Source organism: Baaleninema sp., from assembly GCF_049974805.1.
Lineage (GTDB): Bacteria > Cyanobacteriota > Cyanobacteriia > Cyanobacteriales > Geitlerinemataceae > Baaleninema.
This window is the reverse complement of record NZ_JBNGCO010000057.1, coordinates 16,038-29,468: the sequence shown is the minus strand read 5'-3', so window position 1 is coordinate 29,468 and position 13,431 is coordinate 16,038. Positions and strand designations below refer to the sequence as shown.

Sequence of the window (13,431 nt, the reverse complement as noted above, 5' to 3'; positions counted from 1 at the left end):
AATGCTTTCTCTAAGAAGCTTTCGAGACTTGCCACCTTAAGTGACCCGTACCGCGGATACGAGACGGTGAAGTTGCCCCAGTCTGCGATATCTACCCCGGAAATCCGCGATTTACCCAGTCGATTCGATCGCCATACTCAACAGTGTGGTTCCTGTCGTGTCGCGTATCAGCGATCGCAACAGGTGTCTCGAGGTGCGGTGGCTGGTGCGATCGCACTTTTAGCGATGGCATTTTTAACCGAGGGTTGGGTAGAACTGTCGGCGGTGGTGGGGTTCGTCCTGGCTGCGGCGATGGCGGCGATGTTCGATCGATTGAAAACCCACTTCGAGAAGTCCTACAACCGACAATAGCCACAGAGAATCGGGAGAGTTTCCAAAACAGCATTATGACAAAGAGCGATCGACTCCAAAAAGCCCTCCGAGACGCCACCCAGGATTTATACGACATTGAACCCTGGCGGGGGTTGCTGCGATTTAGCGGCTTAGGCGTTTGCGTTGTCGCCTTAGTGTGGCTGGCGTGGCGTCGCGACAGTCTCGCCGAATTACTGAGTTGGACGGTTCTAGCCGGAATTGTTTATACCTTTTGGCTAATTTGTAGCCACGACGCCGCACACCGTACCTTAACCGGATGGCGTGGATTTGACGAAATTTCCGTGCGTCTGATGTCCTGGCCGGTAATGTGGCCGGTGGGGGTTTACAGCGAACTGCACCGCTTACACCATAGCTGGAACGGTCGGGACTTGCGCGACCCGGAACGGGTACAGTGGACGCGGGAGGAGTACGATCGCGCTTCTCCTTGGCTGCGGTGGTACGTGCGCCATCAGTGGCTTATCGATGTCTTGCTGTTGGGGGGAATCGGCATCATTCTCAAAACCCTGATACGGGGGGTTCAGCTTCGGTCCGTTTCCCCTCGCTTAACCCGACAACTCCTCCTCGATATCGGCGGTATGGTGGCGGTTCAGGGCAGCCTGTTGACATGGGTCGTTCTGACCCATCAAAGTGTGTGGCATTACGGGCTGTTTTGGCTGGTGTTGGAACGCACCATCGGCGTGATGATGCAAACCCGAGACCACTTGGAACATTACGGGTTATGGCGTTGCGGCGAGTCTCACCTGGTCAACCAACTGTACGGGAGTCGGAATTTATCGGTGTTACCGGGGTTCGGTTGGTTGCTGGGGGGGTTGCAGTACCACGCGGTGCATCATGGGTTTCCGGGGATTCCCTGTTATCGGTTGGAAACGGCATTTCAGCGAGTGCAGGCGGTGTTGGTCGAACAAGGCTGCGAACCGATGGCGGTGGGGGACGGTTATGTGCGAGAAATTTGGCGGTTGGGGTTGCATCCGGCGGTTATCGATTCGGGTGGGGAGACGGTGCGATCGATCCCCGTGGTTTCGGGAGTGGTGTAAAATGGTTTGGGGGGAGGTTTGTTGAATTCTGAGGAAAACCTGCGATCGCCTAGCCAGTATGACTCTACCCACCACCTGGACAACCGAACGCCTCTACATCGCCGATACCGTGGCTGACGACCTGGTAGAACTCCAGCAAATCTATGAAGAATGCAACTATATCGCCCACTGGTCGGGATATGCTGACGAACCCACCGCCGGAGCGATCGAACATTTATTTCGACAGGGCGATTTACCCCCAGGAGGCAAACGGGAAAACTATCGCTTGCAAACGGTGAAAACCCAAGCCGACGATCGCACGATCGCTTGGTTAGATTTGTATTTCGGCTACCCCACGCCCGAAATTGTCTGGATTGGCACCCTCGAAGTGCGCCCCGATTGTCAAGGACGAGGATACGGCCGAGAAATCGAACGGGGTCTCGCCTCTCGTTGCGATCGCAGGCGGTACGACGCTCTCCGCCTCAAAGTTGCCCTCAAAAACTGGCCGGCTCTGCGATTTTGGCTTCGCTGCGGTTACGATCGCGTTTTACAGTACCTCGGCGATGGTATTTTAGCAGCGGACCATTATGCCTTTTTAGAGTTAGAAAAAACCTTGAAAACCTAATCTTTTGTAGGGCGAGTCAACCTGGCTCAATGCGATCGAATCGCATTCGTGGAAAAACTCGGCGGTTCTTCCCCTTCAACCTCCACAAACAACGCCATATCGTCCATTTGAGCCGCCCCGAAAATCGTAGCAAAGGAAACGTCCGCCGCATCTCGTCCAACGCCAATGCGAATTAAACCTTTTCTCGGAACCAATCGCGTGGCGTCGAATAAATACCAACGATGGCCTAAATAGGCTTCAAAACAGGCGTGAAAATCCGGCGGTTCTAACCCGTAAGCATACCCAGCCACGAAGCGAGCGGGGATATTTAACGCCCGACAAAACGTAATTCCTAAATGGGCGAAATCCCGACAAACTCCCGCTCGTTCCGTTGCCGTATCGTAGGCGGAAGTATGGGGATTGCTACTGCCGAACAAATAGATAACATTGTCGTAAATCCAATTGCAGATGGCGTTGACGCGGGAATATCCTGGTAACAAGTCGCCAAATTCTTGCTGAGCGAAGCGAATTAAGCGATCGGATTCACAATACCGTGAAGGATATAAATAGGGGAAGACTTCTAGGGGTAATTTATTTATGGGAACTTCGGGGATGAGGTTCGGCGTTTCTTCAAGATAGGTAACATCGACGGTGGCGCGATAGCCCACTTTTAAGGTTCCGGCAGGTGCGGTTAAGCGAAGGTAGCGATTGCGGACGTTGGGTAATAGATATTCTTCCAGGTTAAGGGGGGGGTCGATGGAAATCTCTTCTGTTTTTATGGTTTGGGTTTGAGTTGCCGTGACCGCGATATGAAAAACAAAGATACTTGAGTCTTCGATGCTATAATTAAGTTGACAGCCTAAATTAAAATTCATGGTTGCTTTTGTTGGATATTATAGATATAATTTTAATGGGTGTTTGATTTTAAAAACGTAGCCAAAGCTGCAAAAACTGACCCTTAAATCAAATGGTAAGACAGCGCGACGCCAATCGATTTAAGTCGTGTTCCGTCAAAATATTCCTATGGTGAACTGTTCGCTTTTTCGAGATTGGCATCCCGTTCTCGAGGCGGAGGAACTCCCCCCGGAAACGGTTCGATCGATCCGCCTGTTGGGATGGGATCTCGTTCTGTGGCGATCGCGCGATCGCATCTCGGCGTGGGTCGATCGCTGTCCCCATCGTAGCGTCAAACTCTCCGGCGGAACAGTCCGAAACAACAGTCTCGTCTGTCCCTATCACGGCCTGCAATTCGACGAAACCGGACGCTGTGTCGAGGTTCCCGGTTGTCCTGACTGGAGGCCGCCGCCGCAACTGGCGATATCGGGATACGCGACCGCCGTCCGTTACGGTTTAATTTGGGTATCCTTACAACCGGAGGCCGAGGCTTCGCAAATTCCGGAATTTCCCGAGTGGGAAGACTCCCAATATCGCAAGTTTTTATGCGGAAAATACCGAGTGCGATCGAGCGGTCTTCGGGTTATGGAAAACTTCCTCGATGTTTCCCATTTTCCCTTCGTTCACGAGGGTTTCCTCGGCGATCGCACTCGTCCGGAAGTAGAACCCTACGAAGTAAACCTCGACGAGAGAGGAATTTCCTTAAACAACGTTCGCATCTGGCAACCCGACCCAGACGGAACGGGAATCGGCGCAAAAGTCACCTACAATTACCATCTTTCCCAACCCCTCGTCGCCTCCTTTGAAAAACTCTCTCCCTCCGGTCGCCTGACGATTTTCTTTGCCATTTGTCCTCTCGATATCGAAAACAGTCTCGGCTGGATGTGGATTTCCATGAACTACGGCGAGGACATCCCCGAAGCCGAATTACGGGAGTTTCAAGACACCGTCGTTCGTCAAGACATTCCCATCGTCGAATCCCAGCAACCCAAACAACTCCCCCTCGATTTATCGATGGAAGTCCATCTTCCCTGCGATCGCTCTTCAATTCGCTATCGCCAGTGGTTGAAACAACGCGGCGTCAGGTTTGGAGTCGTTTCAAACGACTCCCCTTCTCCCAAGGTTTGGGAGAAGGGGTTGGGGGATGATGACTTCAAAACTCCCTAAAACACCTCTTTATTTAAGGCAGTTTTGAGTAGAATATAAATGCTCGCAGGTCGTAGAGTGGTATTTTTTAGATTTTACAACGGGTTGAGGGGAGCGATAGCCCGTTCTCCATTCTCGAGCCATTACAGACCCAATTCCGACCCGTTTCGCTTCACCAAAACTTCATATTGATGAAGTTTTGATAAATTTCGACCCGTTTCCCGTAAAACAGCCCCCAAAACAGCCGAGAGATTAACGAGAGTCGTTAATCTCTTCCCAGCATCTTATTCAGGAGTGGCTACCATGGGGACTTATAACTTTAACAATCTCGAAAGCTCCGTCGAATATAACGAAAACTTTACAATCACAGAACCGATCGATCGCTATCGCTTCACCTTAACCGACCCCGGCCAGCTTAACTTCGGATTCTCAGAATTCCAGTCCGCCATCGACTGGACGCTAGAAAACGACAGCGGAGAAGTCCTCGAGACGGGACGCCTCACCGACACCTCCTCCAGCGACTTCTCGATTTCCGACTTGGTAGCGGGTTCCTACGACCTGGTTTTCGAGAGTCAAGAGGCCAGCGATTACCGCTTCAGCCTCGAACCGGACTACGACGCCGTTACCGGACTGGAAATCACTGGCGGGTACTTTACCGTTGAAGAGGAAGACATTACCGTTGACTATCTCCTCGATGGCGGTCGATATGAAGGTCAAATCGGTATTTTTAGCTTAGAGGGATTAGAGGAATTCGAGACGGGTTCGCCAGAGTGGATTGAAGAAGTAGCGCGTCGTTCTGCCAGCAATTCTTCCCTCGGTCATATTATTATCGACGATCGCACGGATGCGGCGCGTCTCGATATGGCGTTTGATTGGGAGTCTGACGTAGAAAACGGCGGAACCTACGCCGGACGTCAGACATTTTCCATGAACGTTGGCGATCGCATCGGGATTATCCTCGTTCCCAACGGCGCGATTCAAGAAGTTATAACAAATCCTGAAATTGGAGGAGATAAAAGACCGCTGTTTTCCCTGGCGAGTGCGAACCCCAACGAGATGTTTCACGTGGGACAAATTGCCGATGCAGGAAGTGATGTTTATATTTTAGAAGATTGGCGGGTCGATACGAGTTCTGATAAAGATTATAACGATATTGCCTTTCGACTCGATGGGGTTCGTGGGGAAGGTATTCACAAAGTTGAAGATTTAATTGACGATCCTTATACATCTTGGATTGAGGAGGTGGAGTTACAAACTGCGCCGCAAATTCGCAATGTCAGTTTGGTGGAAGACACGCTGGATTCTGAGGAGTCTCTGGAACTAAGTTTGACGGCTTTCGATACGGAAGGAATTGAAGATGTTGTCAAATTTGAGATTGCGATCGCGGACGGTTCTGGAGAGAAATTCAAAACCTTAGAGATTCCAAACCCCAGCTTTGAGAATGTCGAAGAAAAAAGCGGAGATTTTGTTTGGAATTACGAAGTCTTGGATTTAGATTCGGGCAATTATACGCTATCTGTTCGCGCGGAAGATGCGTCGGGAGAGACGAGCGATACCGTTGAAATTTCGTTTAGCGTGGATTTGGAATCCGGTGAAGACGACGGTTCTGGGGGAAGTCCTTCGCCGGGTGGCGGTGGAGACGATACGAACAATTTACCAAATTGGGAGGAATTTCAGGTTGAGATTTCACAGGTTGACAGCAGTGGGATTCTCAACGTTGAGGGGTTGATTTCCGATGCGGATGGTGCCAGCGATATTCAGTCGGTGACGTTGGTTTTGAAAACGGCTGATGGAGATTTTGTTGAAGAAGTTGTCGTTGAAAACTTGACAACCGAAGGGATCGATCGAGCCTCTTTTACCACAGAATTTGACTTAAGTCAATACAATTCGGGAAATTATATTCTCGAGGCGATCGCCACCGACGAAGCGGGAGCAGAAAGTAAGAAAAATCAAGAATTTGCGATTGACAACGACGAGAAAGAAGACACTCCAAATCCTGACGATGGCAGTCCTAACGACGACGAACCAGAAATCAACCATCCGCCGGAAGACTTGCGATTTAGCATTTTGCCCGTGTATACCCAGGGTGAAGATTTGGCGTTCGATCGTGCGCGAGTGTTCGATGAAGATGGAATCGACGACTTAAACCGCATTGACTTTTGGTTAGAAAACCGCCAAGGACAGCGCATCGAAATCGTCGAAGAAGACGTGACTGAATTTACCGAAGACAGCCAAGGTCGATCGCGATTTAACTTCGAGTACGACCTGGAAAATCTCGCCCCCGATCGCTATGCCTTAAAAGCGATCGCTTACGACGACAGCGGCGCGTACAGCAACCTCGAAGTTGCCTCCTTTTCACTGATTAGCGATTTGGGTAACGGCGAAATCCTGTCCGATCCCGTTCGTTTAGCGATCGGTGAATCCACCGATCTCGACAGTTACACCGCCGCAGAAATCGAAGACACGGCGAACTGGATTGTTTGGCTGACGCCGGGAACCGACGCTACTGCTTTAGCTGAAAGCTTGGATGCTACGAACCTCGGCGAAAGCGGCTTCATTCCCAACACCTACATTTGGGATTTCAGCGACGACCTGAGTGCAGAAGAGATTACAGCGGCGATTGGGAATACGCCAACCGTCGAAATCGCCTATCCTGACGTTCCGATTCCCCTGCGTCTGTTAGGACGCGATCGCGATGGGTACGAACCCCTGCAATGGTCGTTATCTCAACCCATCGATCCCAACGACCCCAATTCTCACATTATCGGCGTTTGGGAGCATCCGACCCTTCGCAACCCCAAAACTGGCGAACCCCTTTCCGGTGAAGGCGTTGTCGTGGCGATCGTTGATGACGGATTGCTATACGACCACCAGGAATTTAATCCAGCAAAGGGAGGTCGCTATCGTTTCGATTTAAGTTGGGATTACGCCGACAACGACGACGATCCCTATCCCATTTCCGTCCGCAGCCACGAAATTCCCATTGAACAGACTTCAGGTTTTGCCGTCGATCTCACCTTAGACATTCCCGTACATCTGACAGGATTAGTCAAAGACATCTCAATTCAGTTCGACCACAGCGGTTTGACAGATGCCGAGATCGAGGACTTACAAAACCTTCGCATCAAACTCAAGGCACCAACGAAGCCTCTGAGCGATCCTGGCAACTGGTTCAGTTTTGGATTTTTCTCCTGGTACTACCCCGGTTGGAACGACATATCGTCCAATCGCAGTGACTTCATCAACGTCGGCGACGATGGTTCTTTTACCCTCCAAAATCCCGACGAATTTAACCACAGCTTTGCAGGGGGTGACTGGAAACTGCAATTCTACACCAAGGACAGTCCTCCCTCTGCCGATTGGCAAACCGCCCTAGACAAACTCGACAGCTTTACCTTGGAATTGACGACGCTCAACCCCCACGGTACTGCGGTCGCCGGAATTCTTGGGGACGAATCCGGTGAGGTGGGAACTCGCGGCGTTGCCCCCAATGCCGATATTGCAGCCTTGCGACTCATCAGCAATATCGATACAGTCAGCGGGACTGAGGATGTTCTCGGTATGGCCATTACCAATGCCTTATACGACCCTCAACGCAACCAAGAAATCGCCATTTTCAACAACAGTTGGGGGCTTCCTCCCTTCGTCAATAAACCCATCGCGGCTGCCGTCATAAAACTGGGTTCAGAACTCAGATACAACGGTTTGGGGAACACTTACGTCTTCTCTGCCGGGAACGATCGCAGTCGCGACATTGGCAGCGGCTTAGGCTACGCTCAAGTCAACAACTACGCCCTGACGAACAGTCGCCACGCCATCGCTGTCGGTGCCGTCACCATCAAAGAAGAAAACGGAGATATTCAAATCGTTCGCGCTCCCTACAGCAATCCCGGCGTTTTTGTTTCTGCCTTCTCCAACAACGGCTTAAACGGCGATCCCGACAACACTGATATCGTCACGACTGGAGTTGACCTCGACGACCCCGATTGGGATGCTTACCTCGGGGTTCTCTCAGGCGATAGCGGTTTCGGTGGAACTTCCGCCGCCGCTCCCTTTGTCTCTGGTGTCGTGGCGTTGATGCGGGAAGTCAACCCCAACCTCACGAACCGCGACATCCAGCACATCCTGGCCGAAACCTCCTATAAAGTCGATCCCGACCATCAACCGGATAAAGTCGATCCCGACTACAACCGTCTCCAATCCGGTTGGACGACCAACGGCGCAGGATACGACATTAACTATCAATACGGATTTGGCGCGGTGAACCCGAAAGCCGCCGTCGAACTAGCCGCCGAATGGACGACTGTAGACCCGGAAGTTCGCGTTTCAACTCATTTCCTCAACGTTAACGAGGATCTTCCTAACGGCGGAACAGTCGGTTTGAGCGACAGCGTAGAAGTCGAATCCGACATCACCCTCGAATGGGTTGAAGTCGTTACTGATTTCGCTCACGAAGACTGGAACGACGTGACCGTGATTCTCACCTCTCCCGATGGAACGGAATCGGTACTTCGCCGCAGCGTTCCCGACTTCGACACCAGTGGCGTTGAACTTCCACCCCTCGCACCAAAAGATCCCTTAAATAAAGGACAGTGGACGTTCACCACCCCCCGTTTCTGGGGCGAATCGTCCGAGGGAGAGTGGACGTTACAGATTCTCGATGAGAAAGGAAACGACATCAGCGGAGAGTGGAACGGTTGGAAACTGAACCTGTACGGAACGGAACCGGACTTACCCGATGCTCCGAGTCTGTTTGTCGAACCCACAAAACGCTGGACAGCCCAAAACGGGACTCCATACTGGGAATCAGCCTCAGATATCGCTGTCGATACAGAAGGGAACAGCTATATCGTGGGCTTTACCCCTGGGGATTTGAACGGCAACATCAATGCTGGATATAACCGCGAACACGCTCATGGTGATGCTTTCATCAGCAAATTCGATGCGACAGGCGATTTGGTTTGGACGCAGTTGTTAGGCGGTACGGAAGGCGATCGCTTCAACCAAATCGAACTCGGACAAGACGGAAACCTATACGTTACAGGAACGACCTATAGCTCGCTGGCGGGAACCCATCAAGGCAGTACAGACGCTTTGTTTGTTAAATACGATCCCGATGGAAATCTCATCTGGTCTCATCAATTTGGAACCTCCCAGGAAGATCACTTAGATGGTATTGTCACCGACCTGGACGGCAATCTTTATACGGTCGGCTATACGGCAGGAGAATTGTTTGATAGTCCTTCCGCGAATGCCAACGGCTATGATTCCATTGTTATCAAATGGGATACCAGTGGCAATCAAATTTGGGCAAAACAGATGGATTTTCCCAGTCACGTGGCGCGAGATGTGGGATTTAATGCCGCTGAAAATCGTTTGGAAATGTCGGGATGGATTCATGGGGCGTTCCCCGGTCAAACCCATGAGGGCTACCTCGATGGATTTGTTGCCAGCATCGATACCGATGGCAATATCGTTCGCACACTTCAGCTTGGAACGTCAGACCTGGATGCTATTCATGGAATCGATATCGATCGCCACGGAAACATTGGCGTTCACGGGGTCACTTGGGGCGAATTCCCCGGAGAAACTCAGTTGGGAGAAGGCGATATTTTCGCTGCCAAATACAACTCGGATGGCGAACTGCTGTGGACTCGACAGTTCGGAAGCTCTGAGTACGACTTTGGAACCTACGGCGACGTACAAATCGATACCTTCGGCAACGTTCTACTCTCGGGATCTCAAGGGTCGTCTGAAAGCAATCCAGACGGCTTTGGCTTAGTGACCGCCTTCAATCCTCAAGGAGAGCGAATTGACTGGACTGAAAAACTGGATGCGTCCTTCTGGGATACGATGGACAATATTGTGTTGACCAACAACTCGCTGTATGCACTCGGTCGCTCTCACGCCTCGGTTGACGGGCAACCTTACAGCGGTTCGGTTGATGTTGCCATTCGCAAATACGACTGGAAGCAAATCTATACGCCGGGTACGTCTCTGGATATCAATGACGTTCATGCCAGTGCGCCTGCGGGAAATCCCATGACGGCGATTTTGAGTTTGTCGGATAAAGACGCGGGAATTCTGAGCAGCAATACGAGCAATAGTGCCAACGTCGAGTTTAACGACGGTGTATTCCGCGTGACGGGTTCAGTTGAAGCCGTGAATGCCGTTCTCGATGACGTTCAGTACACGCCGAGTGATGGCTATACTGGCGATTTCATCATCAATACAGCCATCACTGACGCACTCGGTCGGACACGCCTGGGACGAACCCTGTCACTGGAGGCTACACTACCCACAACGGTTAACCTTGAAGCCCTCGATACTGAAGCTCACGAAGATGGCGACGCAGCGGTTTTCGCCGTCACCCGCGAGGATAATTTCGAGGAAACTCTGGTAGTGAACTATCAAATCGGTGGAAGTGCCAATCGCGACAGCGACTATCAACCGCTAACGGGAAGCGTCACCTTAGAACCGGGACAAAAAGGCGCGACGATTTCGGTGGTTCCCAACTACGACTTGTTAGCCGAAGGTGATGAAACGGTTGAGATAACTTTGACCGATGGCAGCCGCTACGAACTGAGCAGTGAAATTCAAGGAACTGCCACCATTGCAGATAGTTCCACCATTGCCCGTTATGGCTCTTTCATCTACGAAAATCCAGATAACGGACATCTTTACATCTTCAGCGAACCTGATACCTGGTACGGCGCACAAGCGCAAGCCGAAGCGTTAGGCGGTAATCTCGTTACGATTAACGATGGAGACGAACAAGAGTGGCTACTCGACACTTTCGGTTCCAAGCGGGCTTTCTGGGCAGGTTTAACCGATAACGAGATTTACAACCCGAGTGGAGAAGGAAACTTTAAATGGGTCAGCGGTGAGTCTTCCAGTTTTGATAACTGGCCAGCTCCCGAACCGAACAATTCGAGGGGCGTTGAAGATTCTTTAGAGTTAAACTTTACCTCGCGAGGTGTCTGGAACGATCGCATTGGAACCCAAATTAAATGGGGGATTATCGAAATCGATCCGAGCCAGTTAGACAGTCCCCTCGTGACGATGATGGCGACGGATGCGAAAGCCGGGGAAAATGGCAACGCCGGACAGATTGTCATTCAACGATTTGACGATCTCAGTCAAGATTTAACGCTTGATTTAACGGTTTCGGGAAGTGCAACGCCTGGGGCAGATTACGAAGCGTTACCGAATCAAGTGACGATTCCGGCGGGTGAAAAACTCGTTACCGTTCCGATTCACGCACTGGCGGATGACGTTCTCGAAGATTCCGAGTCCATTGTGGTGGAACTGACAGAAAGCGGCGACTATTCGATCGCTCCTTTGGGAATTATCCAGGCTTCTATTGAAGACCAAAATCCCATCAATCGCATTGCCAACGAAGTCATCGGACGCGATGTCGATGTACTGGATTATTGGACGGAACGATGGCAAAATGGCGAATCTTTAAGCGACCTTCGCAAAGAAATTATCGCTGTTGCTAAAGATCCTTGGGGACGTTATGAGGCTGACTACGAAATCGAGAAGATGTATCAAGACCTCTTCTCTCGAAATGCCACCCCCGACGAAATTGCTACGTTGCGCGATCGATTAGGAGCCGGAGAAACGCTTTCAGGTATCCGTCAAGACCTTGAAGGTGCGGACTTCATTGATGCCAAGAACTACGTTTACACGAACCCTGACACAGGAAATCGCTACCTTCTTAGCCAAGCGGACACCTGGCTTGGCGCACAAGAACAAGCCGAAGCCCTCGGCGGTCATCTCGTTGCCATTAACAGTGAAGCAGAAAATCAATGGTTAGTCGATACCTTCCCGATTTCACGCCTTTGGATAGGTTTGCAAGACAGCCCGATTTACGGTCAAACTGAAGGGAACTTCCAGTGGGTCAATGGAGAAGCCTTAACCTACGATAATCGAGAGGGATATGACAATGTCCTCCATACCATAGAAGGAGAAGACTTCTTTGAATTTAATTTCATGTCCACCCGAGAACCTGGACTTTGGAACGATATGCCGGGCGATCTCGAAATCATCAATAATACGTTTCCAAATCCCCACGGAATTATTGAAATTCCTGCATCGAGTTCCGATCCTATCCCCGGATGGGTACGTCAGTTTGGAGGTGCAGATGCTGAAATGTCTAACGGTTTGGACATAGACGCTACCGGGAATAGCTATGTCGTAGGCTCTACGATGCAACCGGGTGTTGCCGGAAGTTGGAACCCGTTGATTTCCAAATATGACAGCGATGGGAACCTCCTGTGGAACAATGAGATTCAAACTTCAAGCGGCACAGATTACTACCTCGACACGGAAGTAACTGCCGACGGAAGTATCTACGCCGTTGGTTACGATGATGGTCTCGGAAATGCCGGCCGGGGAGATATGATTCTCGCTCGCTTGGACGCTAACGGAAATGAAATTTGGCGCAAATTTATCGGTGATGCTGACCAAAACTGGGGCGGAAGCTTAACAAGCGATTCTCAGGGCAATCTTTATCTGGCAGGTATCACAGTCGAATTTGGTGCTAAGGAACTTCTGGCTGGCTTCTTTGGCAAGTACGATCGAGATGGCAACGAGATCTGGACGCAATCTCTCACGGGTGAATCCGCGAGTTACATCCACTCCATTGAATTGGATAGCCAGGAAAACATTTATATCTCCGGTGTCACTGAGGCGAACTTGAACGGAGAAACCAATTCCGGCGGTTTTGATGCCTTCGTGTCGAAATACGATCCTTCGGGTGGAGTGTTGTGGACGGAGTTGGTCGGAACGTCAAGCGATGAAACGCCGGGAATTCGAGACACTCCCTTCATCCGAGACGTACAACTGGCGATCGATCCGAGCGATGATGTCTATCTCGCGGGAACGACTCTCGGAGCCTTTGCTGGACAGGTGAATTCCGGGCAGCAAGACAGTTTCTTAACCAAGTTCGACGCGAACGGAAACCAACAATGGTTAAGTCAGTTTGGCGGCGTGCGTCAAGACCACTTGACTGGAGTTGGCGTAGATTCACTCGGTCGCGTTTACGTTTCGGGATGGACAGATGGAGCGTTTGACGGTCAAACCGGAAACGGCGGTGTGGATTCCTTTGTGGTGACTTACGACGCAGGGGGTAATAAAATCCAAACTCAATTTGTTGGCGGTTCGGATGAAGATATTGCCCATGACATTCAAGTGGATGCGACGGGCAATGTCTATCTGGTTGGAGAAACGCGCAGCGATCTCGACGGTGTGAACGGCGGCGATCGCGATGCTTGGGTTTCCCGCAATTGGACGTAATCGCTTAATCTAGGACGCAAAATCTGTCAGGTAGCGTGAGGGAACTTCCTAGAGTTTCCCTCACAGGGTGCATCTCACTTTTGCGATCGCAACCCCACCCAT

At 51.0% G+C, this 13,431-nt stretch carries 5 protein-coding genes and 1 pseudogene; 5 read left to right on the top strand and 1 reads right to left on the bottom strand.

All coding sequences use genetic code 11. The features are described from left to right. From ACP5D4_RS12440 to ACP5D4_RS12430, 3 genes and pseudogenes are all read left to right on the top strand, one after another. Nucleotides 1–351, top strand: a pseudogene (locus tag ACP5D4_RS12440) (hypothetical protein); the annotation flags it as partial. Nucleotides 352–386: 35 nt separating this feature from the next. After that, nucleotides 387–1,406: a fatty acid desaturase family protein gene (locus ACP5D4_RS12435; RefSeq protein WP_428011941.1), complete on the top strand. Its 1,020-nt coding sequence runs from the start codon at nucleotides 387–389 to the stop codon at nucleotides 1,404–1,406. A gap of 58 nt (nucleotides 1,407–1,464) precedes the next feature. Beyond that, nucleotides 1,465–2,010 (top strand): GNAT family N-acetyltransferase, encoded by a 546-nt coding sequence (locus ACP5D4_RS12430; RefSeq protein WP_428011940.1) that lies wholly within the window; start codon nucleotides 1,465–1,467, stop codon nucleotides 2,008–2,010. A 26-nt stretch (nucleotides 2,011–2,036) separates the two neighbouring features. On the opposite strand, the gene ACP5D4_RS12425 is transcribed toward ACP5D4_RS12430, so the two are convergent. After that, nucleotides 2,037–2,864 (bottom strand): transglutaminase-like domain-containing protein, encoded by an 828-nt coding sequence (locus ACP5D4_RS12425; RefSeq protein ID WP_428011939.1) that lies wholly within the window; start codon nucleotides 2,862–2,864, stop codon nucleotides 2,037–2,039. A 148-nt stretch (nucleotides 2,865–3,012) separates the two neighbouring features. Between ACP5D4_RS12425 and ACP5D4_RS12420 the strand changes: the two genes are divergently transcribed. Both ACP5D4_RS12420 and ACP5D4_RS12415 read left to right on the top strand, forming a co-directional pair. Beyond that, nucleotides 3,013–4,050, top strand: a complete 1,038-nt coding sequence (locus ACP5D4_RS12420; RefSeq protein ID WP_428011938.1) for a Rieske 2Fe-2S domain-containing protein — start codon at nucleotides 3,013–3,015, stop codon at nucleotides 4,048–4,050. A 282-nt stretch (nucleotides 4,051–4,332) separates the two neighbouring features. Continuing rightward, entirely contained in the window at nucleotides 4,333–13,329 is an 8,997-nt protein-coding gene (locus ACP5D4_RS12415; protein ID WP_428011937.1) for an SBBP repeat-containing protein, read from the top strand. Nucleotides 13,330–13,431: the final 102 nt, after the last annotated feature.

Coding starts and splice junctions, on each gene's coding strand:
- ACP5D4_RS12435 (WP_428011941.1), top strand. CDS start 387: ATGACAAAGAGCGATCGACTCCAAAAAGCCCTCCGAGACGCCACCCAG.
- ACP5D4_RS12430 (WP_428011940.1), top strand. CDS start 1,465: ATGACTCTACCCACCACCTGGACAACCGAACGCCTCTACATCGCCGAT.
- ACP5D4_RS12425 (WP_428011939.1), bottom strand. CDS start 2,864: ATGAATTTTAATTTAGGCTGTCAACTTAATTATAGCATCGAAGACTCA.
- ACP5D4_RS12420 (WP_428011938.1), top strand. CDS start 3,013: ATGGTGAACTGTTCGCTTTTTCGAGATTGGCATCCCGTTCTCGAGGCG.
- ACP5D4_RS12415 (WP_428011937.1), top strand. CDS start 4,333: ATGGGGACTTATAACTTTAACAATCTCGAAAGCTCCGTCGAATATAAC.